Origin of the sequence: Actinoplanes sp. NPDC049668, from assembly GCF_044465445.1 — a bacterium.
Lineage (GTDB): Bacteria > Actinomycetota > Actinomycetes > Mycobacteriales > Micromonosporaceae > Actinoplanes.
In genome coordinates, this window is the sequence record NZ_JBITLR010000001.1 from 1,423,302 (window position 1) to 1,446,868 (window position 23,567).

The 23,567-nt window shown below is 66.7% G+C and carries 21 protein-coding genes; 3 read left to right on the forward strand and 18 right to left on the reverse strand.

Annotated elements, in window-relative coordinates; translation table 11 throughout:
- Nucleotides 1-6: 6 nt before the first annotated feature.
- The 3 genes from ACIBSW_RS06665 to ACIBSW_RS06675 form a co-directional block, all read right to left on the reverse strand.
- Nucleotides 7-2,343 (reverse strand): Ig-like domain-containing protein, encoded by a 2,337-nt coding sequence (locus ACIBSW_RS06665; RefSeq protein ID WP_404799235.1) that lies wholly within the window; start codon nucleotides 2,341-2,343, stop codon nucleotides 7-9.
- Between the two features lie 291 nt (nucleotides 2,344-2,634).
- Entirely contained in the window at nucleotides 2,635-3,654 is a 1,020-nt protein-coding gene (locus ACIBSW_RS06670) for a hypothetical protein (RefSeq protein ID WP_354718555.1), read from the reverse strand.
- A 59-nt stretch (nucleotides 3,655-3,713) separates the two neighbouring features.
- A complete protein-coding gene (locus tag ACIBSW_RS06675) occupies nucleotides 3,714-5,180 on the reverse strand; it encodes a calcium-binding protein (RefSeq protein ID WP_354718557.1) in 1,467 nt (488 codons plus the stop codon).
- 184 nt (nucleotides 5,181-5,364) lie between these two features.
- Here ACIBSW_RS06675 and ACIBSW_RS06680 point away from each other — a divergent pair, with 184 nt between their 5' ends.
- On the forward strand, nucleotides 5,365-7,389 hold the full coding sequence (locus ACIBSW_RS06680) for a hypothetical protein (protein WP_354718559.1): 2,025 nt from the start codon (nucleotides 5,365-5,367) through the stop codon (nucleotides 7,387-7,389).
- Nucleotides 7,390-7,465: 76 nt separating this feature from the next.
- Here the strand turns inward: ACIBSW_RS06680 and ACIBSW_RS06685 are convergent, their stop codons facing one another.
- From ACIBSW_RS06685 to ACIBSW_RS06730, 10 genes are all read right to left on the reverse strand, one after another.
- On the reverse strand, nucleotides 7,466-8,935 hold the full coding sequence (locus ACIBSW_RS06685; protein WP_354718561.1) for a calcium-binding protein: 1,470 nt from the start codon (nucleotides 8,933-8,935) through the stop codon (nucleotides 7,466-7,468).
- A complete protein-coding gene (locus ACIBSW_RS06690; RefSeq protein WP_354718563.1) occupies nucleotides 8,932-10,515 on the reverse strand; it encodes an FG-GAP and VCBS repeat-containing protein in 1,584 nt (527 codons plus the stop codon). Before ACIBSW_RS06690 ends, ACIBSW_RS06685 begins: the two co-directional genes overlap by 4 nt.
- Nucleotides 10,516-11,178: 663 nt before the next feature.
- Nucleotides 11,179-11,529, reverse strand: coding sequence for a hypothetical protein (locus ACIBSW_RS06695; RefSeq protein ID WP_354718565.1), 351 nt, complete (start codon nucleotides 11,527-11,529; stop codon nucleotides 11,179-11,181).
- Between the two features lie 397 nt (nucleotides 11,530-11,926).
- A complete protein-coding gene (locus ACIBSW_RS06700; RefSeq protein WP_354718566.1) occupies nucleotides 11,927-12,478 on the reverse strand; it encodes a hypothetical protein in 552 nt (183 codons plus the stop codon).
- Nucleotides 12,479-13,161: 683 nt separating this feature from the next.
- Nucleotides 13,162-13,437 carry a hypothetical protein gene (locus tag ACIBSW_RS06705; protein WP_354718568.1) on the reverse strand — a complete coding sequence of 92 codons (276 nt, stop codon included), beginning with the start codon at nucleotides 13,435-13,437 and terminating at the stop codon, nucleotides 13,162-13,164.
- Nucleotides 13,438-13,916: 479 nt separating this feature from the next.
- Nucleotides 13,917-14,537: a hypothetical protein gene (locus tag ACIBSW_RS06710; RefSeq protein WP_354718570.1), complete on the reverse strand. Its 621-nt coding sequence runs from the start codon at nucleotides 14,535-14,537 to the stop codon at nucleotides 13,917-13,919.
- A gap of 351 nt (nucleotides 14,538-14,888) precedes the next feature.
- On the reverse strand, nucleotides 14,889-15,785 hold the full coding sequence (locus ACIBSW_RS06715; protein ID WP_354718572.1) for a JmjC domain-containing protein: 897 nt from the start codon (nucleotides 15,783-15,785) through the stop codon (nucleotides 14,889-14,891).
- 36 nt (nucleotides 15,786-15,821) lie between these two features.
- A complete protein-coding gene (locus tag ACIBSW_RS06720; protein WP_354718573.1) occupies nucleotides 15,822-16,301 on the reverse strand; it encodes a hypothetical protein in 480 nt (159 codons plus the stop codon).
- A 72-nt stretch (nucleotides 16,302-16,373) separates the two neighbouring features.
- A complete protein-coding gene (locus tag ACIBSW_RS06725; protein WP_354718575.1) occupies nucleotides 16,374-16,610 on the reverse strand; it encodes a DUF397 domain-containing protein in 237 nt (78 codons plus the stop codon).
- Between the two features lie 127 nt (nucleotides 16,611-16,737).
- Complete coding sequence (locus ACIBSW_RS06730) at nucleotides 16,738-17,004, reverse strand: hypothetical protein (protein WP_354718577.1); 267 nt, start codon at nucleotides 17,002-17,004, stop codon at nucleotides 16,738-16,740.
- Nucleotides 17,005-17,486: 482 nt separating this feature from the next.
- Here ACIBSW_RS06730 and ACIBSW_RS06735 point away from each other — a divergent pair, with 482 nt between their 5' ends.
- Nucleotides 17,487-18,800 carry a hypothetical protein gene (locus tag ACIBSW_RS06735; protein WP_354718579.1) on the forward strand — a complete coding sequence of 438 codons (1,314 nt, stop codon included), beginning with the start codon at nucleotides 17,487-17,489 and terminating at the stop codon, nucleotides 18,798-18,800.
- Here ACIBSW_RS06735 and ACIBSW_RS06740 read toward each other — a convergent pair.
- Nucleotides 18,773-19,846 (reverse strand): NAD-dependent epimerase/dehydratase family protein, encoded by a 1,074-nt coding sequence (locus ACIBSW_RS06740; protein ID WP_404799236.1) that lies wholly within the window; start codon nucleotides 19,844-19,846, stop codon nucleotides 18,773-18,775. The genes ACIBSW_RS06735 and ACIBSW_RS06740 overlap by 28 nt on opposite strands.
- A gap of 126 nt (nucleotides 19,847-19,972) precedes the next feature.
- On the opposite strand from ACIBSW_RS06740, the gene ACIBSW_RS06745 reads away from it, so the two are divergent.
- Nucleotides 19,973-20,971, forward strand: a complete 999-nt coding sequence (locus ACIBSW_RS06745; RefSeq protein ID WP_354718583.1) for an IS481 family transposase — start codon at nucleotides 19,973-19,975, stop codon at nucleotides 20,969-20,971.
- A gap of 401 nt (nucleotides 20,972-21,372) precedes the next feature.
- On the opposite strand, the gene ACIBSW_RS06750 is transcribed toward ACIBSW_RS06745, so the two are convergent.
- From ACIBSW_RS06750 to ACIBSW_RS06765, 4 genes are all read right to left on the reverse strand, one after another.
- Entirely contained in the window at nucleotides 21,373-21,705 is a 333-nt protein-coding gene (locus tag ACIBSW_RS06750; protein ID WP_354718584.1) for a hypothetical protein, read from the reverse strand.
- Nucleotides 21,706-21,724: 19 nt separating this feature from the next.
- Complete coding sequence (locus ACIBSW_RS06755; RefSeq protein ID WP_354718586.1) at nucleotides 21,725-22,108, reverse strand: hypothetical protein; 384 nt, start codon at nucleotides 22,106-22,108, stop codon at nucleotides 21,725-21,727.
- A complete protein-coding gene (locus ACIBSW_RS06760; protein ID WP_354718588.1) occupies nucleotides 22,105-22,941 on the reverse strand; it encodes a peptidoglycan-binding protein in 837 nt (278 codons plus the stop codon). Before ACIBSW_RS06760 ends, ACIBSW_RS06755 begins: the two co-directional genes overlap by 4 nt.
- Before the next feature lie 82 nt (nucleotides 22,942-23,023).
- The gene (locus ACIBSW_RS06765; RefSeq protein ID WP_354718589.1) at nucleotides 23,024-23,557 is read right to left on the reverse strand and encodes a hypothetical protein; all 534 of its coding nucleotides are present in this window, start codon (nucleotides 23,555-23,557) and stop codon (nucleotides 23,024-23,026) included.
- Nucleotides 23,558-23,567 lie beyond the last annotated feature (10 nt).

Genomic DNA, 23,567 nt, shown 5'->3' on the forward strand with positions numbered 1-23,567 from the left:
TTCCTCTCAGCGGCGGTAGGTTCGCTTGGTCGAGTACTTGACGTTCCCGGCCTTGTCGTAGGCGCGGAGTTGCACGGTGAATTTCTTGCCGTACTTCTTCGGGTTCAGCTTGAAGGCGTAGGCCGCCCTGGTGTCGGTGGCGACCACCTTGCCGTTGACCAGCAGCTGCACCTTGGCGATGCCGTTGCGGTCGCTCGACTTGGCGGTCAGCGAGACGGTCTTGCCGAGCTTCGCCTTGTTCTTCGGCGCGCTCTTGAACGACACGGCGGGCGCCGTGTTGTCGACGGTCACGGTCCGCTTGACGTACGCGGAGTTGCCGAGCTGGTCGATGACCTGCCAGGTCACCGTCCGCGCGCCGTCCTTGCCGGACTTGAGCCGCACGCTCGTCCGCTGGCCGGCGAGGTGGTCCGCACCGGCGATGCCGGTGAAGGCGACCCCGTTGCGGTCCGCTGCCTTGATCGAGGTGACGAACGTGGTGCCGCGGACGAGCGACTTCTCGGCCGGGGACACGGTCGCCGCCGGCGCCGCCTTGTCGATGTTGACCGGGAAGGACTTCGACCCGACGTTGCCGAGGGCGTCCCAGACGCGGAGCTCCAGGTTCGCGGTGGGCGCCGCGATCGCCCGGGTGTCCCACTGGAGCTGCGGCGAGGTCGCGGCGAGGGAGCCGTTCACCCACCATTCGGTACGCACGATCGGCGACTGGTCGGTGACGGTGGCCTCCACCCGGCTGTTCGCGCCGACCCAGCCGCCGCCGTTGTCCAGCCGGCTCGACGAGTAGTCGCTGGCGGAGCGCACCTCCGCGATGATCGGCTTCGCGTCGTCGACCACGTATTCCGTGCACCCGCTCCACAGGTTGCCGGCCCGGTCCGCGGCCTGGAAACACGGCGGCGTGGCCCCTACCGTGGCGTTCCAGGTCCAGGACCAGGGCGCCTCGGTGAGCGTGGCCAGGACGGCGCCGCCGGTGCCTTCGCTCACCTTGACGGTCACCACGTCGCCGGGCACGCCGGTCAGCTCGATCGCGACCGGGCCCGGTCGGATCGGCGTCCGGGTCGCCGAGGCGAAGCCGAACCTGGGCGGCAGGTTGTCAACGTGCACCGTAGTGGTGACCGGATCGCTGGCGTTACCGGCCGCGTCGAACGCGCGCAGGGTGATCTCGGCGTCGAACTCGTTCCAGGGGCGGGATGTGGTGTTCGCCTTGCAGTACCAAAGCGATGACTTCGGATCTGGTCTGCAGGTGGCCCAGGTGTTGGACTCGCCCGGCGTAACTACGGTCGCATCCAGCCGGGTTGCCCGGACGTTGTCGGTCACGGTCGGAAAGAACTCGATGAGCGCCCGTGCCGGCCGGTCCGCCGCGATGCCGGTGCTCACGATCACCGGCGCGGTCGTGTCCACGCTCGCGGCCACCGACAGCGGCGAATTGTTGTTCGACCTGTCCAGGTCGTTGAGGAAACGCTCGCACCGGCAGTCCGGGTTCACCTCGACCGACCCGGCGCCGTCGGCGACGACGCTGTCGATCCGCAGGGAGAACGTCCAGGTCTTGGTCGCGCCGACCTTGAATCGGATCGCGGTCTCGCACTGGTACCGCTTCGAGCCCACGGGCCAGTTGGTGCAGCCGGGCGCGCTGACCACCGAGGTCCCGGCCGGAACGACGACGGCGACGTAGCCGGGGGACAGGCCGGAGAGGGACCCGTCCAGCGTCGCCGGGCCGTTGTTGTGCACGCCGACCTCGGCCTCCACAACCTGACCGACCGTTCCGCTGACCGCGTCGCCGACGGCGACCAGGTCCGCGCCGTTGTCTCCGGTGATGGTGACCTCGAGGTACTGCCAGGGGTCGGCCGGCGAGTTCTCGCCGAGCTTGTCGCCCTCCTGCAGTCGCAGCTCGGCGCCGCCGCCGGCGGTGCCGGCCGGCTGCTGATACTCGGCCAACGTCTGCCACTTGAACTGGCCGAGCATGAAGCCGGGCGCGTACGCGTCCGCGCCGGACCGGAGGGGCATGACCACCCGGTACGACTTACCCGGTTCCAGCGTCTGGTCGAAGGTGCAGCCCAGCGTCCGCCCGGAGTCGTAGACGCAGTTGGCGAACTGCTCGGTGGCCTCGAAGCCGTTGGCGCGCGCGAAGTGGATGGCGACGCCGTCGACGGCCGTGTCACCGGCGTTGGTGACCGACAGGGTCGCGGCGAAACCCTCGCCGACCGCGGCGCTGAATTCCTGCGTCGCGCCGGCGACCAGGGACGGTTCGTCGGCGGCGTACGCCGGCATCGCCAGGCCCGCGACCAAAACCGCCGAGGCGGTCAGCGCGGTGAGAACCCGGCGGGAAAAGGCTCGATACAACGGTTCCCCCATGGAACATCAGTTGTCGTGGATATTAGTGATCCGCCGAGCCGCGCGCAGTCCCTTATGGAGCACGCGCCGTACGTCGTATCGACAGACGTAACCGACGCGCGCAGCCTATATCGATCCACACGAAAGAATGATCATCCGAACGGACGATCCACACCCGTCCCGTCGAAACGCCTACGACCCCACGCCAGCCCGATCGAGGCCAGGAAAGGGCGATGGCCCCCCACTGCCGTGGGAGGCCATATCCGGTGGTGCGCCCGAAGGGACTCGAACCCCGACCTTCTGCCGGCTGGGCTATCGGGTCAGCTTCTGCTTCTTGACCTTGGACTCCGACTGGTTGCCGTTCTTGTCGACGGCGGCGTAGAAGACGTACAGCGTGCCCTTCTTGAGGCCCTTGATCTTGATCTGCCAGGTGTTCTTCGCGGTCGGTCGCACCTCGATCGTCCGCGTCTTGTTCAGGGCCTGGTTGAGCGACTTCGCCTTGGTCCACTTCTTGCCGGTGTAGTAGTACCACTTGCCGCCCCGCTGCTGGATGAAGGCGGCGCCCACCGCGGCCGTCCCCCGGCCCCGGTCACTGACCTTGCCCTTCACGGTGCGCCAGGACGACACGTACGTCGGCTTCTTGGGCTTGGTCACCGAGACCTGCGGGGCGATCTCGTCGAACGCGGCGTAGATGCTGCCGATCTCCCGGCCGTAGGCCTCACCCGCCGCATTGGTCAGCAGGACGGTTACATACCAGCTCGTCGAGCTGGTGTAGTAGTGCTTGACCTGCTTGGTCGTCCGGCTGACCGTGGTGTCCTTACCATCGCCCCACCACACCCGGACCTTGGTGACATCGCTGGGGATGTCGGCCAGGGTGACGATCGCGGGGTCGCCGATGTACACCTCCTTTTTGACGATCTTGTACGTGCCGGGCATCTTCACCACGGTGACCGTGGCCGTGCCCACGAACACCCCGGACGACGAGTTGCCCGCCCGGTCGGTGACCCGGACGGTCACGGTGTACGACCCGGGATTGAAGAACCGGTGCGGCTCCGGCTTCTCGTCGCCGTCGACGTACGTGAAGCCCCCGTCCCCCCAGTCGATGTACTGGCGGATGTCCTGCTGGGCCGAGACGTCGTCGGAGACCTCCAGCGGGGTCAGGGTGGCGCTCTGACCGTCCCAGAGTTTGGTGAAGTCGAGCTGGTAGCGCCCGACCGGCGCGGTGACGTCCGGGTCGTCGGCCATCGCGGGCGTGCCGGCGGCCAGCCCCGCGACGGCACCCAGGGCCACGGTGATCAGCGCGGACACCGCGCGGTGTTTCAGAAGTCGCATGTGGTTCTCCCGAGAGACGTCACGAAGGGAATGCCGTGCGAACCTGACGGCCTCACGGGTCAGCGGAGCCCGCCCGGCACCGGGCCGGGCCAGTACTGCTCGGAGTACTCGCAGCTCGCCGTGGTGTCGGCCTCGCTCGCGTAGCAGTTGTCCCCCTTCTCGGTGGCGTTGTCGCCGCCGTCCAGGTGGTCCGTCTCCGTGCTGAGGCCGCCGCCGGTGTCCAGCCAGTCGTCGCCGGCCTCGCCCCACAGCGTGTCGTTGCCGTCATCGCCGGAGAGCAGGTCGTCGCCGGCGCCGCCGCGGAGCACGTCGTTGCCGGTCTCGCCGAACAGCCGGTTGGCGGAAGCGTTGCCGGTCAGGTGGTCCGAGCCCTGGCCACCGACGACCATCTCGACGTCCGAGCCGACCGTGTCGTGCTCACCGGCCTGGCCGTCGTCCCGGGACGCGCCGTCCAGGTCGACGGTGATCGGCCGGGCGTAGCCGAAGTAGTCGACGGTGTCCTGGCCGGCTCCGCCGAGCAGGACGTCCGCGACGGCGCTCGCCGAGTCGTAGTCGCCCACCAGCGCGTCATTGCCGTCGCCGCCCTCGATCCGGTCCTGGCCGTCCCCGCCGACGAGGTAGTCGTTGCCGCCCAGGCCGCGCAGGGTGTCGTTGCCGAGGCCGCCGGTCAAACTGTCATACCCGCCGTGGCCGGTCAGCCGGTCGTTGCCGTCGCCGCCCTCGATCCCCTCGAGATCGGCCAGCAGCGTGTCGTGCTCGCCCGTCTGACCGTCGTCACCCTTGGCACCGTCGAGATCCGCGGTGATCGCCCGGGTCCGGCCCTGGTACGAGACGAAGTCGACGCCACTACCCCCGCTGACCAGGTCGGAGCCGCTGGTGGCGTACGGGATCGGGTTTTGGTAGAGCCGGTCCTCGCCGGCCCCGCCGTACTCGCGGTCGTTCCCCGGCCCGCCGTCGATCGCATCGCGGCCGGCCTCGCCGTACAGGCGGTCGTTGCCTTCGTAGCCGTCGAGAGAGTCGTCGCCGGCCCCGCCGTGCAGCCGATCGGCACCGAGCTCGCCGTAGAGATGATCGTTACCCGCGCCGGCCCAGATCTGATCGTTGCCGTCGCCGCCGGTCAGCGAGTCGGCACGCGGACCGCCGTAAAGCTTGTCGTTGCCGTCACCACCTCGCGCGGAGAGCGGCAGGTCGGACTTGTTGACCACGGAGTCGTTCTTGGCGCCCAGCGAGACACTGACCCGGGTCGGTGTCTTGCCGGTGGTGCAGCGAACCTTCGACGTGTTGACCTTCTTGCAACCCTTGCCAGGCTTGACGGCCACCACATCGTCGATCGTGACGGTTCGCCCGGAGCGGGTGATCACGACCTTGTTCGTCTTGTTGGACCCTGCGGTGAAGACCACCTTGGTGCCCTTGACCGATGCGACGCCGGTGGCGGCCGCTTGCGCCGGCGCGGCGAGAACGCCAACCGCGGCAGTGGAGGTGAGCAGGGCCAGGCCGGCCCTGGACAGCCAGAGTGAGCGGGACATCGACAAACTCCCCCGTGTCAGAAACTGATCAGGATCATAGATGTCTTTCAAGGTTTGGACGATCCCGTTTCGTCGTTCCCGCAACTCGACTTCCGTGACGAACCTTTCAGATGATCAAGATCGGTCCGGATCTCTCGTATTCTGCGCTGGCCCGCAAGGGAATCGATCGATACGGGGTAACTCCATGCGTCTTGTCCGGACCGCCCTCGCGGCCACCGTCCTCGCCGGCTCCACTGCCGTGGCCTTCGGCATCTCGGTCGGCACGGCAGCGGCCGACACCGATGAGAAACTGCCCATCACCTCGTTCGGCGACATCGCCGTCGACGCCGTCCACAAGCGGGTCTTCATCAGCGATCCCGACTCCGGGAAGGTCGTGGCCACCACTTATCAGGGCCACAAGCTCGGGGAGCTGAGCGGTCTCGCCGGCGTCACCGGCCTGGCGCTCTCCGCCGACTCGAACCTGCTCTACGCCGCGGCGCAGGCGGATCACGCGGTCGTGGCGCTCACCACCGAAACCGTGACCGAGGCGGCCCGCTATCCCGTTCCGGCCACCGTGGCGCTCTCCGACCTCGCCGCGCCGGTCAACGGCAAGATCTGGTTCTCGGCCAAGGTCGGCTTCGACGGCACCTTCGGGTCGGTGGACACGGCCACGGACAAGGTCGACCTGTACGACGCCGACGTCATCGGCCTCAGCGAGCCTCCGGCGCTTTCGAGCGGATCCTCCGCTCCGGGCCTGCTGGTCGTCGGAAAGGTCAGCGGCTCGGGCGGAAACGCCCTAGTGTACGACGTCTCGTCCGGTGCCGCCGAACTGAAGCTCACGACCAGCGTGTTCGGCGAGTACGGCAAGGACGTGGCGATCGCCGGGGACGGCGCACACCTGATCCATCTGGTGTCTGGCAAAGTCTTCCGGACCGCCATCGCCGACGGCTCCCAGGCCAGAGTCTGGCCCGGTCTCAGTTCCCTCAGCGGTGTCGACGTCGCTCAGGACGGCCGGGTCGCGATTTCGTCCATGAACGCCACTCCGGAAACCGACGTCTACATCTACCGGGACGGTGCCGACACGCCCGAGTCGTCGTTCGCCCTGCCCGCACCGGCCAGCCGCAGCGATCACTCGGTGCTGAACCGAAGCATCACCTGGGAACCGGGCGGGTCACGTCTCTTCGCCGTCACCGGCGACCACGCCGACGAGTACTGGCTCTACACCCTGAACGACCCCGACCCGGTCGTCCCCGACCCGACCGTCCCGCCGATCCCGGACCCGGTGTACCCGCGGATCCAGCTTCAGATTCCAGCCAGCGGCCGGCCGAACATGCCGGTCACCCTGACCGGCACCATCAGCGTGAACGGCTCGCCGCTGCCGACGGGCACCGAGTTGACCGTGAGCCGGGACTACAACGTGGCGCCGGGGAAGACCCGACTGGGCACCGTCAGGACGAATGCCGCGGGCGCCTTCAGCTTCACCGACACTCCGACCGTTGAGGGCTTCGCGGCGTACCTAGTCGAGTACGCCGGTGACGACACATACGCGGCGGTCGTTGAGATCACCACCATCGACATCAGGCGGCTCGAGCCGAAACTTGCCCTCACCCGCAGCCCCAGCAGCAACGTCCACTCCTACGGAACCACGGTGAACCTCACCGCCACGCTCGGTACCACGCACAAGAACCGGGTGGTGGAATTCTGGATCGACCCGTCCGGCACCGACCAGCCGAAGCGACTGATCAAGCGGGTGGCCGTCAACGCGGCGGGTAAGGCCAGCGCGTCCGTCAAGCTCACCCGCAACAGCAGGGTGTTCGCCGCCTTCACCGGTGATGACCACTACTACGCCAAGTCGGTGCCGGTCCAGCTGTATACGGGTGTCAGCGCCAGCACCAAACTGAGCCGGCACTACAAGACGGCGAAGATCGGGAAGACGAAGTATCAGTACTTCAGGAAGTCGAAGGATCCACTGATCACGCACACCGTGACCGCCTACCCGGGCCGCAAGGTGCGCACCATCATCCAGGTGCGGTCGGGCGGATCGTGGCAGTTGTGGTCGAGCCGGGACACGAAGCTCAGCAGTACCGGCAAGGCGTCCTTCACGTTCGTCACCGGTGCCCGGGTCGGCAAGCGGTTCCGGGTGCGGGTCGAGTACCTGAACGGAAAATCCGGGGACAGCCTCAACCACACCACCGCGGGTGCCTGGAAGTACTTCACCTACACCAAGTGACGGGTGCGGCCCGAACCGCGTTAAAGAGAAAACCCGGGCTTGGGTACGGGCGGAGCACCCGTACCCAAGCCTCCCGTCATTCCCCGGTCTGCTCGCAGCCGACCAGCTCGCCCGTGCCGCGATATCCGGGCACACAGCGGTCGTAGTCCGCCCCGCCGTCGAGCAGGTAGCGGCTGTACGTCTCGTAGCCGTCACCGTGCAGCACGTCGTCGCCGGCCTCGCCGTAGAGCTTGTCGACGCCCGTACGCGAACCGTCGTCGCTGTGCAGCTCGTCGTTGCCGCCACCGCCGTTGATCACGTCGGCGCCCGCGCCACCACGGATCAGGTTCGGCCCGGAGGTGCCGATGAGCAGGTCGTCGCCCCAGCCACCGGCGAGGTCCTCGACGTCGGTGCGGATGGTGTCCCGCTCGCCCGCCGAACCGTCGTCGCCGACCACACCGTCCGCGTCCAGCACGACCCGCACCAGCCGGTAGTAGTAGGCCGCCAGGTCCTTGCCACTGCCGCCGGCCATCAGGTCGCTGCCGTAGTCACCGCTCAGCTCGTCGTCACCGGCGTCGCCGTAGAGCTTGTCGTTGCCGTCGCCGCCGGTCAGCTGGTCGTTTCCGGCTCGGCCGACGAGCGTGTCGTTGCCCTCGCCGCCGTTGATCGAGTTGGCGAGGGCGTTGCCGGCGAGCCAGTCGTTGCCGCTGCCGCCTTCGAGCGCCTCCACGTCCGTACCGATCGAGTCCTTCTCGCCGGCCTCGCCGTCGTCGCCCTTGGCACCGTCGGCGTCCGCCACGATCCGCTTGGTGCGGTAGTAGGCGACCGAGTCCGAGTCGGCGCCGCCGCGGATCGTGTCCGAGCCCCGACCGTAGGACTTGTTCTGGACGAACGAGTCGCCGCCGCCGTCGCCGTAGAGCGTGTCCTTGCCAGCGCCCTCGTCGAACAGATCGCTGTCCGCGCCGCCGCGCGCCACGTCGTTGCCACCGCCCGGGCTGAGCCGGTCCTGGCCGGCGTCGCCGTAGAGGTAGTCGGTGTTCTCGCCACCCCTGAGGTCGTCGTCGCCGGCCCCGCCGTGGATCTCGTTACGTCCGAACCCGGCGTAGACGTAGTCGTTGCCGCCACCGGCGAAGACGACGTCGTTGCCGTCATCGGCGTAGAGATTGTCGCCGCGCGGCCCGCCGGTGATCCGGTTGTTGCCGGAGCCGGCCCGGACCGTGATGCCGAGGTCGGTCTTGTTGACGATCGTGTCGTTCTTGTCCTTGGTGCGGACGCTCAGCCAGGTCGGCTTCTTCTTCGGGGTGCACCGGACCTTGGTCTTGTCACCCTTGACCGCCTTGCAGCCCTTGCCGGCCTTGATCGCCACCCGGTCGTCGATCGTGATCGTGTTCCCGGAGCGCGTCAGCACCACGCGGTTCGTCTGCTTGGCGGCGGCGACGAACTGCACCCGGGTCGTGTCCTCGACCGTGGCGACGCCGGTCTTCGCGGCGGCGCCGGCGGGCGTGCCCACCATCGTCACGGCCGCGACCGAGGCCACCGCGACGCCGATCCGTACGACGTTCCTCACCGGGCGATCTCCCATCCGTAGTGCGCGCCGAGGACGCCGAGGAACCGGCCGTTCGTGACGTTTCCGGAGCCCAGGCCCTTGGCGCCGCCGTAGAGCCGGGTCACCGATCCGGAGCCGTAGCCCTTCGTGTCGCCGGTGACCTGCTCGTCCGGACTACTGACGGCCGCGTCGAACCCGCCGGTGCCGTTGAGGTTGAGCAGAGCCACGGACGATCCGAAGTGGTCGCCGCTTTCCACGCTGTCCGGCACACCCGCCGAGTTCTGGGTGATCGTCTGCGAACCGACGCCGGTCAGACCCTTCTTGGAGCCCTTGAGCAGCACCACCGAGCCGGCGTCCTTCTTCGAGCCGATGCCCTCGTTCGGCACACCGACCAGCACGTCCGCGCGCTTGTCACCGGTCACGTCGCCGACCGCGATCGACGAGCCGAACCGGTCGTCGCTCTCCGCGGCGCCCTCGACACCCTTGCTGTTCTGGGAGATCACGATGACGCCCTTGGCGGAGAGCCCGGTCTTGCGGCCGGCCAGGCTGACCACGAGACCCGGGTTGATGTGACCGCCGACCTGCGCGCTCGAGTTGCCGTCGATCACCTCGCCGTACCCGTCACCGGTCGTGTCACCGATCGCGAGGTTCTCGCCGAGGTACCAGGCGTAGGTGTCGCGCAGCTTCGCGGTGAGGCTCACCTGCCGGCCGTTCACGGTCGTGACCTTCTTGAACGAGACGCCCGAGGCGGAACCCCAGAACTGGGTGATCACACCGCTGCCCTCGTACGAGGTGCCGTCGTCCTCCTGCGGAGCGCCGATCACGAGCTCCGCGTACTTGTTCTTGTCGATCTTCCCGATCGCGAGACTCCTGCCGAAGTGGTCCCGCGTCTCCGGGCCGCCCGGCACACCGCCGGTGGCCTGGCTGATCCAGGTGGCGCCGGAGGTGACGATGCCGGAGGCGCTGCCCTTGAGCACCACGACCGCGCCGGACTCCTTCTTGCCGCCGGCCTTCTTGAGCGGGATGCCGATCGCGAGCTCGTCACGGCCGTCGCCGGTGATGTCGCCGGCGGCCAGGGCGGCGCCGAACTGGTCGCCCTCCGCGGCGGTGCCCGGCACGCCTGCGGAGCTCTGGTTGATGTGCTTGACGGCATTCGGCTGAAGACCGCCCGGGCCACCCGGGAAGATCCAGACCGAGCCGGACCGGTATCCCATCAGGCGCAGGTCAGCCTCGTAGGAGTCGGCCACCGCGAGGTCGTCGTACCGGTCGCCGTTGAAGTTGCCGGTAACCATCTCGGTGCCGAAGTTGCCGCTGCCGGGCGGGTCCTCGGTGTTGAGCTGATCCCGGTGCGGTGCGGAGGAATAGGAGACGGACACGCCGTTCCAGTGGTGCACCGCCAGGTCGTCGCGGCCGTCGCCGTCGAAGTCGGAGCGGGTCACGCCCTTGCCGGTGACCGGCGTGGTTTTGACGGGGGTGCGCTCGTGGAAGAGAACGGCGCCGTCTCGGATGATTTCAGAAGCGGTGTTCGCAGCCTCGGCCGGGGACGCTGTCAGGAAAGTGGTGACCATCCCCGCGACGAGCACACCATATGCGTACTTCACTGGTGCTCCTCTGGTCAGGAGCACGAGAGTACGGGCGTGACCGTGAATGATCAACAGACTTTGATGGGGATACGGGCGATTAGCCCGTACCTCCATGATTGTTCTTTTATGCGCGCGGCCCGGACAACAAGAAGGGCCTGACCCGCGTTTCCGCGATTCAGACCCATCTCAAACTGGTGCGCCCGAAGGGACTCGAACCCCTGACCTTCTGATCCGTAAATTTGAGTCGCCGCGTCTCGATGGTCCAGATCGGTTCGGATCATGGCCGCCACCACCCGGCAGGCATTCAATCTCGTACGCGTCCGTAGCTGATCGCCTCGGTGGCTCTCGGCGGTGGCTCCCAACTGCGGGGGTCGCTTCAGGTCAGTCGTCGTCTCGGACTCGGGACCGCGCCTGCTGGACCAACTCCTCGTTGTGCCTGAAATCGGAAGGTCGGCGGTTCGCCCCCGCCCCTGGCCACCAAGCCTCTCGCCGGGCTTTGAGCACCGCCCACCTGCGGAAACGCACGGTGGTCGTTCTGCTGTCCGGGGCTGACAAACCGCGGTGTTGTTGTCCCGTGGATACCGCAGATTTCCCATGATCACCGTTATGAGTCGCACGCTCGCTGCACGCCACCGCTCCGCCTTGAGCCATCCCGTCCGCCCGAGGCTCCCGCTGGGGGCATTAGTCGGTATCGCGTTCGTAGCGACACACCCCGTGCAACCAGTAGTCGAAATAACTCTCTACGGCTTCGTGGTCGTGGGGGTCGAGTGCCAGCCATGCCTGGGCGGCGCGGACCATCTCCGCCTTGGCGGCAGGTTCCTCGTCGGGTTTGCGCTCGGCCCAGTCGGTGAGTGCGCCCCAGAGCGCACACATGTTTCCTGACAGCGTGCCCGCCTCCAGGGTGCCGAGGGAAACGCTCCAGAGTTCCACGCCGACCTGGTACGGGTCGTCCGCGGTGATGAGCTGCGCGGTCAGCGCTTCGATGCGCCGCAGGTACATGGCCACAGTGTCATCGGGTGCGGAGCTGCTCATGCGGGAAGGATCGCAGATCCTACGAGCCAAGGATCAACGTCGTCGGTGGTGCGGCCCGCGCTTGCGCGGCGCCTTGATTCAGAAGAGATCAATTCGGCAGTGCTCCACGCGAAGGTGGATGTCCTCCGTCGGGCATCGGCGAGGACACGGGGAAGCGCCTGCAGGACCGCGTGCGGGCCGCCTTGCTCACGACCGAGGACGAACAACGGACCGAGGTCCTTGAGCCGCTACTCAAGATGTTCGTGTAATCCCCGCGACCGGGAGGGGTTCAGGCGTCGGCCATCAACTTCCTGAACCTAGACCTGTCGCACATCAGTTGTCGGGTCACATCACGAAGGTGGATTGTCCCGTGACGGCTGATGCTTGACACCTGCCGTGCGACGCTAGCGCTGCTTCGTTACTCGGTGATCAGGGCGCGTTCCACCGGGACCGGTTGACCCTCTCGCACTTCCAGGACTACCCGTCGGCCCAGTGGCCGCGCCAGGTTCACCTTGGCGGTGCGTTTGTAGCCCTCAAGCGTGCACATCTCGTTGGCAGCGTGAGGCTGCGCGATCACGATGACTACGACGGCTCTGGCAGATTCGACGGCCTCCGCGTGGTAGTCGGCACCACAGGGTTCGGTCGCCGGGCCGCCCGCGCCGGTGAAGGTGACGCTCAGCTGGGTGCCAGCCGGTGCTCCCCTCGCCGCTTCGATGGAAAGGCCCGGCGGTGGGCTGTCGGCATCCCACGGTGGCGGGCTGACCTCAACAGATGCCGACGGACCGGCTGCAACAGCTGCCTTGTCGTAACGATCAAGAGCCTGGCCGGCCTGTTGCCGGAGTTCGCCGAGGCTTTCCCCCTTGGCCAGCGGGACCTCATCGTCACTGATGTCGTCAGCGTTGCAACCGCTGAGCAGCGCTGCGACTAGGGACGCTGCCGCAGCACATAACTTCCACCGCCGCTGAGCCATCCGGCTCACCTCCCTGGCTACCCGGACTGTCTCGCCACCGGACGCGACGGCACGCTGGCCGAGCTTGCGAGCCCAGGAGACCCGAAATCACGTCATGACGGTCACCCAGTGTAAAGATCGAGATCCAAAGGCCTAGGCCAACCGTCAACCATCACCTGGGACTAGGCATCCACGAAGGTGGATGTACTCCGTCGACTGATGTGCAACACGGATCCGCCACGTGATACACGACAGCTAAACGCGCCCTGCCGGCGGCAGAACGCTTGCAGTCGATGACTTCCAGAATCCCGGTGGCTCCCAGCGTGGCTCCCGCGGAGCTCAGTGAGCAGAAGCGTGAGTATGAGAAAAGCCCTTCACCGCGCCGTTGTGGCCGGTGAAGGGCCTTGTCTTGCTGGTGCGCCCGAAGGGACTCGAACCCCTAACCTTCTGATCCGTAGGTGGTCCAACGCAGAGATCCCCGAGGATACGAGAGGCTACGCAAGCCCTCTGACCTGCATGAGTGTCCTTCCATGCCCTCGTGTGACCGCGCAGATACCCCGGGATTTCGCAACGGATCATGCAACGGAGCTTCGCCCCGCAGGCCTGCAACTTGAGCCCGCCGACAACGGTCCGCGCGGCGACAAGAAAACGCGGGCGAGCCCAGCCCCCGCCCGCACCCTCAACCCATCCCGTTTCCAGCTCCACTACGCAACAGGTCCGCGTCCCTGGCCGGCTGCCCCCGAGTTGCCGTCCATCCAACCGCGGAGATACACGACGTTCTCATCGGCGGCAAGCCTATGGAGAGCTGCAACCTCACGCTGGGTTGCTTCGATCGCCTCCGTGAACTCCGACCGCGTGGCGGACAACGCCGCGTGGGCCGCCACGGTTCGCCGATACAGGCAGATGGCCACCGCGCCAACTCCTGCCAATTTCAGACCGAGCACGGCCCATGACTCGATTCGACTCACCTTGTCGGTCATCACTCCATCTACACCCCCGTGTACCTCGACGCCCGAAATATCGAACGAGCCAGATCGTACAAGCGAAGTCCCACTTCAACGGCACTACTTAGAACACATGTACGAACCAACCCTAGCGCGCGGACAAAACCGCCGAGAACTCCAGAACCTGATCAAAGTCGGGCAGAATTCGCCAGCCGTCGGGCAAATTGCGAGTGATGTTCTGACAGTCCACACCCGACAGAGGGTCGCGGAGGCAAGCGGCAACCTTCACCCGCCCAACAAGGCCGCCTCACGGACCAGACCTGCCATCCGCGCTGCGCCCGAGTCGTCGTACTGCTGAAGGGTCGAACGGTGTCGGATTGACGGCGGTAGCCACAGAGCTGGCGCGCAGACGGACATTGATCCGCGCTGCACAGCAGGGGCGCCCACGCTCTGTGGGCACCCCTGTTGTGACACCGCGAACCTCGACTGGAGGGCACCCCGGGGGTGAGCCGCTATTAGCGCACGGCAAGCGCGACCACACTGAGACCAACTGCTGCGACTCCGAGGACGGCGGCGACTATCGGTAGCGACACCTTTCGGCTGTGTGGAGCGCGACCCACAAATAGGCGAACTGGTTGTTCTCGGTCTATTCGGGTCCATATTAGGCCAGCAGCGTCTGTAAACTTGATCTCCACCTTGGAGTCAGCCCTTGCATCCTTTTCGCCGATCCCGATGGGCGATCCTAGATCAAAACCACCGCGAACGTCCTCACTTCGCATGACATCTGCAACTCGATCGATCAACCCATCAGGTAGCCAATCCCCGAAAATCCTGATGGACACATCCATGATCAAAGAATCGCTGTGGTTTTCGACACTCCAGCCAATCCCCCTGAAGGGGCCTGAATCTGGCTCGGAAATGTCGTCTTTCGTGGCTCGGGAGAGATTGATGATCCTGCCGACGACAAGCCGAGCTTGAGCCCCGGCCTGGTCCTCCTGATCCTCGCGGCGTACGCGGATCTCGTGGCGGAGTAGCCAGCCGGTGAAGACCAGCGCGCCGGTGGACACCACGAGGCTGAGGATGTTTCCCCATCCCTGCATCCAGTCGGTTACCGAGGGAGTGTCAGCCGCAAGCACAGCGTCAGGGTATCGGCTGATGGCCACGCCTACAGCCGGCCTCGGCGATGCCGCTCTAGTTGCCTCAGGAACCCGATCGCTTGTGTCTCGTCCTGGTGGGTTCCGATCGTGTGCTCAATGGACGCTTCGGGAAGCCATGATTGCCACCACCCGTTCGGGTGGTTGGGGATCGGTGCGACGTAGCCGATCAACGGTTCGTACTCGCCTGTGACGGGCCTCCGCTGCGTCGTTTCTGCCGTGCTTGGTGCCACCTTTTGACCTCTCCGGGCGCGAGCGAAGGTAGGAGGTTAAAGCCCGGCTCGGCGGGAATCACGGGGGGAAGTCCCCGCCGAGCCGGGCGGTCCGCATGAATCAGACGTAGTCCGGTTCAAGCTCGCTCTTGGCCACGCCAAGTAGCTCGGAGGCCAGTCCCTTTGCGTCGGTCTCGCTGAGCCAAGCGATCAGGTTGTCGCGCGCCGTTTCGACCTCTTCTGTGAGGGCGTCCTCGTCGACGATGCGGCCCGGTGCGATTACCTGCCGCAGCGGAAGTGACTCGATCGCGGCCTGAGTCAACTTCTCGCTGATCCAGAAGCCGGTGCGCTCGCGTACCACGAACGTTAGGTGGACGCTCTCCTCGGGCAGGTCGAACGCATGCGGATTGTGTGCCCACCCGCGCGGCAGGACTAGGACTTGGCCGGGTTTCAGCACGATTTCCTCGTCAGGCCCCTTGGTCTTCCACCGCTCGATCTGGTCGCCGATCGGTGTCCGGTTGGACGCCTTGTAAGCGCGGTGCGGTTCCTCCACCACGGGGTGCCAGATCTGCCATGTTTTCCGGCCCGATGCCTGGTAGACGATGGCCATGTTCTGATCCCAGTGGTAGTCAAGCCCTTGGGTGCCTCCCGGAGTCAGGAACGCGGAGACGTAGCAGCCAAACCCGGTTTCCTGCTGGATCGTCCGGCACATGGCGTGCAGCGGCGGATACCAGCGATCGAGGTTGCGCAATTGGAAGCTGAACCCGCGCCCCCGCCACATCGTGACCTTGGACGGGTCCAGCTTGCCGGCCGTCGTGTACCCCCGTGGGTGGCGCGCGGCGCCGTCCTTGATGACGTTGACCTCGTCACCCGGTGCGCAGCCGGTGTCGATGTACGTGTTGAGGAGCTTTGCGTTGACGATGTTCGGAAGGACACTGTCGGGCGGAACCTGGTAGACCGTCGGCTTAGTCGGCCAGGTCGTCATCATTTCCTCGACCGTGGCGTCGTCGAACAGCATTCTGAGGGACATTCCAACCTCCGGATACAGGGATAGTCAGGTCCGCGGCGGCAATGGGCATGGGATCTCGGGAAAGTGTGTGTTCGGACAACAGATGGCGCTGTAAGAGACGAAGGCGCCACCGGTGCTGGTCCAATAACCCCAACTGGCATCCACGCCATTGATCAGCGCATCGCGGGAGGTCTTTCGCCGAGCCTCCACGCCCACATCACTGGCGACGGGTACCCAACCTGCAACAGCGGGAAAGCCTCCGTCACCGGTCAGGGGTGGGTGCTGTAGGTAGGTGCTCGCCATCCACCCGATCGCCTCGTCGGGATCGGTCCAGGTGCGATCTTGAGTCGTAGCAGTTCGGCGCAGAAGGTAATGGCCGAGATGCAACGGCGGCAGCGCGGACCGCATGAATTCCTGGCGATCAGGAGTGCCGAGCGCACCGGGCCGGCGAAGGAATTCGTTCCTCAGATCCTTACCCGGCCCTGTCCAGATGTACCCGTGCCAGTGCCGCTGCGCTGCGGTCATGCGGTCTATCTGCCTCTCGTTAGGTGGGCGGGCCGCCCTTCGGCGGCCCACCCGATGAACTGGCCTTGCGGGTCAGGCGTTGTCGCCCTCGCCGGTGATGGCGGCGATGAAGTCCTTCATCTCCGCGGCGCTGAACCGCAGCTCCGGGCCGGCCGCCCCGAGCTTGGTGTCGCGGATGGCGTAGGCGCCCGGCTGCTGGGGGATGTCCGCGTACGAGACGCAGCCCTCCAAGGTGAGGCCGTTGCCGCCGCAGCGCGTCTGGAACGCGTCGTCGGGGATCTCGACCGAGTACAGGTCGTTCTTGGGCATGGCATGCTCTCCTTACGTGTGCTTCCGCGGGGTCCGTCCTCGCGGGTGGTGCACTGGCCCCGGTTCGGCCGTCGATCGTTTCCAGGGAGGCGGCCGGGCCGGGCGTCTTGTTTGAACGGATTGGTACCTACCGGAGTTGGGCGGCGAGCCCAGGCTCGTCGGTCCAGCCGATGAACCGCCCGTACAGGTCAGGCGGCAGTCCGCCCGTGCCCGCGGCGCAATCGTCGATCGCCTCGATCAGGCACGAGCCGAGATAGACGGCGAGACCAGTGGGGAATTTCTGGTACTGCTCGGCAAGCTCGACCTTGGCGACGGCGCACGGCCACGACTCGCCGCACACCTTGCAATCCCAGCCCGGCCGTATGCCTTGGTGCTCCGTGCGGGGGACCAGCATCAGGCGCTCCCTCTCGACCGAAGTTCCTGCGCCGGAGTGAGCGTGCCCGCCCGGCCGACCTGGAACAGCGGTTTCGTGTTCGCGTTCCAAGCCGGAGTACACGACGGAGGGTCACTGACCGATGTGCGCGTTCGGTACTCCTCGCGCTGCCGGACCGCTGCCATCCACGCCTCGATGCAAGGCCAAGGCAGGCCACATGTGCAGCGTGGCCGGTGGAAGAGCCGCCACCAGTTGCGCTTCCTCTTGCGATGCTGCATTGCGCCTCCTACGGTTGCCAGCCGGTAGGGCCGCGATCACCATTGGTCACGAACAGCATTGTTCGCCGGTAACTCAGCGGTCTATGACGTGGCAATGACGTCAGACGGACGCGTAGGCACCGAACAGACTTCTCCGTGTCGCTCACGTTGCAAAGTGGGCACTCGGGTATAGGAGACCTACCGTTGGGCAGGCAGAAGCCGTGACGGACGGGCGGGGTGGTGAAGATGGCCAGCAGGAAGCCGCGCAAGACGTTCTTGGCCATGATCGTCGATGGCGACACCCGTTCGCATGACGAGATCGTCAAGGCATGGAGCGGTCACGCGTCCGTCTTGCGTGAGGACGCAACGCTGACGGTGCGTCAGTTTGCGCGATGGCTCCGCGGCGACCTCATCGAGTTGCCACACCCTGCGGCCCGCCGCGTGTCAGAGAGTTTCTGGGGCAAGCCCATTGCTGTACTCCTCGGCCCCCCGCCAGCAGCCCCCGTCCCTACCGCTACGGCGCCAATTGAGCCACCGGCAGACGCCGGCTCAGATCTTAGGACGCTATTAATGAACGCCGCTCACGAGTCAGGCGACCACGCCGCCACCGCTGGTGTTTACGCCGACGACGCATCGATTGAAACCTTGCGTGACCGAGTCATTGCAGCCGCTCATGACTATGCGACCGTGCCGCCTCTGGAACTGCACGGGAAGCTCATTCGCATCCGGAATACGGTTTACCAACTGCTCGACCGCACAAGCCAGCCCGCCCAAGAGACAGACCTCTACCAGGTCGCAAGCTTGGCATGTTCCCTGCTGGGCGGAATCAGCCTTGACCTGGGCGTTCCGGAGGCCGCGGCGGAGCAAGCCCGCTCCGGGGCGACTTACGGCCGTCTGATCGGCAATCGCATGGCTGAGGCGTTCGCGTACTCCGTACAATGCACCGCGGCCATCTGGACCGGACAGCCTGCTCGTGGTGCCATGCACGCAAGCCGGGGCCTTGATCTGGTTGGTCAGGGTCCGCTTGCCGCTCGTCTTCACGCTGTCCATGCCCGCTGCCTTGGTATGCAGGGGCTCGCCACAGAAGCCGGCGATGAACTCGACCGCGCTCTCGATGCCTACGCCGAGCCCGGTGACGAGATTGTCGGAGGTGAATTCGGTTTCGACCGAGCCCGGTTGGCATTCAGTGCCGGGTCGACCTATATCGCTCTGGACGACGGCGACAACGCCGCTATCCATTCGAGTCAGGCGGTCGAGCTGTACAAACAGGCGTCAGCCGAAAACCGCTGGTCCGGCGGCATCAATGGTGCTCGGGCCGACCTGGTCACCGCCCACGTGCTTGCGCGCGACCTGGCGCAGGCCCGAGCGGCTCTACAGCCAATCCTTGCGCTTGACCAGGGCCTCCGTACCTATCCGATCATGCAACGACTTCTCCGAGTTCGGCCTGAGCTGACCGCAAGTCACTTCCGTGGCAGCCCCGATGCACGTGACCTTTCAGGAGCAATTGAGCACTTCATCGGCGGTGGACGATCTTACGCCTTGCCTGCGGGCTCGGACTGAGCCGGAAACGTCTCGCGATCGTCAACCGCGCCAGCCTTTTGGGCTGCGTCGAGCAACGCAGCTTCCTTGCGAGGCTCTATCCCGTGTTCAGCGTCGCGCTCGTGCTCGACCGCCCGGCCTCCCGACGATAGCCACGCCCAGGTGTCGTGCACGGTTTCGGCAAGGGGCCGGCACGCCAGGCCCGCCGCCGTGGCACGTTGGGTGTCCACCGCCCACGTGCCCGGCGGCACTCGCCACAAGGGCAGCTCCGTCCACTGCTGCACATTCTGAGCGGCGAGCCACTGATCATTGGTCCAAAGGAGTTCGCCGCTACCGCCCGTGGCGGCCAAGCAGGCGATCAGCAGGTCACGGTATGTCCGATCGGTTGGAGCGGCGGCGTTGTAGGTGCCGGCGCCGCCGCCGGCGATCTGGTCCAACACGAAGGTCGCCAGGTCACGAACGTCGATCGGCTGGATCACTCGGTCCGCCCTGCCCGGAGCGAGGATCTGGCCACCTCGGAGTGCTCTGCCGAGCCACCACTTGAGGCGTCCCACGTATTCGTGCGGCCCGAGCACCACGCCGGGCCGCAAGATCAAGCTCTGGTCGGCGCCGAACTCACGACGGATTGCAGCTTCGCACCCGACCTTCATCGGTCCGTAGGCGTGGGACGGCCCGTCTCCTGAGCCCATGTCTGGATCGCCTTCATGGAGCGGCGAGGACTCGGTTACCGGCTCGGCCGGCCATCCTGCGTACGCGCTAACGCTGGAAACGAATACATATTTGCGTGTGGCCCGTTGCAGTGCGCGCGCGGCGTCGCGGACCATCGTGGGCACGCTGCCCGCCACATCAATCGCTGCGTCCCAGGGTCCCTCACTTGCCAGACGCGCTAGATCCTCGCCGTTCTCACGATCCCCATGAATGGTCCGAACGCCGTCCGGTGGTGTGGACGATCGACCTCGGTTAAACACGGTGACGTTCCAGTCTCTTGCCACGGCATCTTCTGCGATGACGCGCCCGACGAACCAAGAGCCACCCAGGATCAGAAGGTTCACGCTCTGATCCTGCATGATCTGCCGGGCGAGGGCTAGCTGTTCTGACCACGGACGTTGGTGACGGGGAGATCTTGAAATAGGTGAGGGCCTTCGGGTTCGGTGTGGATTGCGACGTCCTACCCCGAACCTGCGGAGGCCCTCATGCCCCACCGTAATGCACCCTTGTCCGAGACCGGCAGACTGCGCCTGGCCCGCTGTGTGGTCGACGACAGATGGCCACTGCGCCGGGCCGCGGAACGCTTCCAGGTATCAGCGACCACGGCGAAACGCTGGGCCGACCGTTACCGCAGCGACGGCCCCACAGCAATGGCCGACCACTCGTCACGCCCGCACCACAGCCCGGCCCGGACCCCGACACGCACCGAACGGCGGATCATCAAGATCCGCGTCCTCCGCCGCTGGGGCCCCGCCCGCATCGCCTATCTGCTGGGCCTGAACCCGGCCACCGTGCACCGCATCCTGACCCGCTACCACCTCGCCCGGCTCACCCACCTCGACCGGGCCACCGGCCAGCCGATCCGCCGCTACGAACACGAACAGCCCGGCGACCTCATCCACGTCGACATCAAGAAACTCGGCAACATCCCCGACGGCGGCGGCCACAAGATCCACGGCCGGGCCGGCGGCACACGCCACAGCCGCGCCCACCGCGATCCCCACCGGCCCCGGAAACTGACCAACCGGCCGAACCTGGGCTACCAATACCTGCACAACGCCGTCGACGACCATTCCCGGCTCGCCTACACCGAGATCCTGCCCGACGAGACCCGCGAGAGCGCTACAGCGTTCTGGCAACGCGCCCACGCCTTCTTCACCACCGCCGGCATCACCGTCAGGCGGGTACTGACCGACAACGGCGCCTGCTACCGCTCACACCTCTGGCGAGACACCCTCACCACGTCTGGGATCACGCACAAACGAACCCGGCCCTACCGGCCACAAACCAACGGCAAGGTCGAACGCTACAACCGCACCATGCTCGACGAATGGGCCTACGCCCGCCCATACACCAGCGAGACCGAACGCCGTCAAGCATTACCCGACTGGATCCACACCTACAATCACCACCGCGGACACACCGCACTCAACGGCCTGCCACCAGCCAGCCGCGTCCCCAACCTCACGGGTCAGTACAGCTAGCGGGCCTGGAACGCAAGAATGCGGCCGACCCCTGACGGGGCCGGCCGCTTTCGTGAGTGTGTTCAACGCTGGTAGGTGGGCTGTCCGGTGGGTGCGCCGAGCGAGAGCAGGGATCGGCCGGTCGCCTTGCCCGAAGCGGGCGGGGCCGCCGTCGCCGGGGACGTGTTCCTTGCGGGCGATGGGCACCATGCAGTGCATGAGGTTCTGGGAGCGGCTACATTCCGCCAGCTACGCCGTCGCGTTCGTCATCTACGCCGGCGCGACCTTGCTCCTTTGTGCTGTCGGCGCGGCGTGTACGTGGCGGGTCTTCTAAGTGCCGCCTGGCGGGTGGTACAACCCCCGGGTGAACGCAGAATGGCGGCCGGCCCCTTCCGGGGCCGGCCGCCTTCGTGTGGTCGTGGTCAGTGCTTGTAGGAGGGCTGCCCGGTGGGCACGCCGAGGGAGAGCAGGTAGCGGCCGATGTTCCGGGCGATCCGGGCCGGGCGGCCAGGTCCGGGTCGGGCTTCGAGCCAGCGGCCGGCTTCGTAGACGAGTGCGCCGGCGAGCAGGCCGCCGGCGAGTGTCATGGTGGCCGAGGTGGGCCGGTAGCCGGTGGTCTGCTCGACGATGTCGAGTACGGGGCCGGCGTGCACGATGACGGCGGCGATCAGGTGGCCGACGAACATGGGCCACAGGGTGCGTAGCCGCGCGGCGAGCTTGTCGGTGAGTACTGCGGTCGGGGTGGGGTTTGGCAACGGTGGTCCCTTCCGGGGGTTAGGGCGTGCCGGGTGGGCAGGCCCGGCATGGTGTGGCGCGCAGTTCGGCGAGTTCGTCGGTGCGCGCTTGGAGCTGGGTGCGGAGTTCGGCGAGCTCGGCGAGGGCCCGGTCGCGTTCGCTGGTGACGCGGTCGAGTTCGGCGGTGCGGTGGCGCAGCGCCTCATCCAGCGCGGCGACTCGCTGTTCGAGTGATCCGACTTGTGCGGTCAGCCGGGCGACTTCGGTTTCGAGCCGTTCGACGATCCGGCCGTAGATCCGTTCGGTGATCTCGTCGGCTTGGGCCTCGCTCAGGTCGGCGGTCGCCCGGCGTTGCCGGCGGCCGACCAGCACGCCGGCGAGCGTGCCGAGCAGGGCCAGGGCCGCGACGGCGAGTTCGGTCACCGCACGTCGAGCAGCTCGGACCAGGTGACGGGGCCGATGACCCGGTCGACGGTGATGCGCGCCCGACGCTGGGCGGCGGCGACCGCGGCCGCGGTGTTGTCGCCGTAGTCGCCGTCTTCCTTCAGGCGGTAGCCCATGACGTTGAGCAGGGCCTGTGCGCGCTTGACGCCGGCGCCGGCGGACCCGTGGCGCAGGGTGGGCAGAGCCTTCACGATCTTCTCCGTTGTGGTCGGCGCCGGCGTTGTCGGCGGGGTGGGGGTGTTCGGGCGGCCGAGCTTGGCGAGGCCGTCGTTGACGGCCTTGAACAGGCGGTCCCACGGGAAGTGCGGCCCGGGGTCGGTGTGGGTGGTGTGGCCCCATGCCCGGCGTGCGTCGTCGTGGGCGTAGAACGCCTTGACCTTGGGGTTGCGCCGCATCTCGGCGACGCTGGCCCGGCGCACTTGGAAGCCGGCGAGGTCGGGGTCGTTGCGGATGATCCATGCCAGTGCCAGGCCGAGGCGATCCCACGCGACGTTGGCGAGCCACCATGTACGCGGCTTGCCGTTGGCGCCGACGATCTCGACCGCGTAGGCGTTCTCGTTGCCCTGGCGTGATCCGACGTGGCCGGCCTTGTCGGTGAGTTCGAGCGACTGGGTGACGCTGTCGGCATCGGCGTACAGGTGGGAGCTCACGCCGTCGGTGCGCCGGCGCGCGTAGTTCGCCTCGGCGGTGTCGGACGCGTTGTTGGACGTGTTGTGGATGCAGATGCCGTACTTGCGGCCGTCGGTGTCGTGGTAGTCGTTGCGGCCTTCGACGAACTGAATGCCGGGGATGCGCGCGGGCGTGCTGGCCACAGGTGGCCTCCTTGAAGGGATGCGGGCATGACAAAGGCCCGCCACGAGCAGTTCGGGCGGGCGGGTGGTTGCGGTGCGATGTTCAGGCGAGTCGGTACGCCTTGATCAGCGATCCGGGCTGGACGAACGTGGGATTCGCGGCGTCCGCGGTGCTCTGCGCCCAGCGCAGGGCGATGTTCCCGGCGGAGGTGCCGACCGCGACGAGGGCGGTTTCGAGCATCTGCGAGGAGAAGTTGCCGGCGTTGCGGGGCAGGCCGAACGTGATGGCGGTGCCGAAGCTGTGGACACCCCAGCGTGAGGTGGTGTTGTCCGCGTCGGCTTGCGTCGCGGCGCTGCTGCCGGGGCCGTGCACCCGGCGGCCCCCGGCGGTGCCGGCCGGGACGGTCCAGTCGGTCCGGATCTTCGCGGTGTTGGTGCCGGACACGATGAGGTGCATTTCGATCCACCAGCGGGAGTTCGCCGGGACGGGGAGGACCAGGTCGACGTCTGCGACGAGCGCGGTGTTGTTGCGTCCGACGGTGTCGGTCTTCTCGATGAAGGTCGGCAATGCTGCTTGGAGCATCGTTTCGGTGATCTCTTCCCCGGCGGGGGTGTCCGGGTAGCGGTAGGTGGTCAACGGTCGGGCC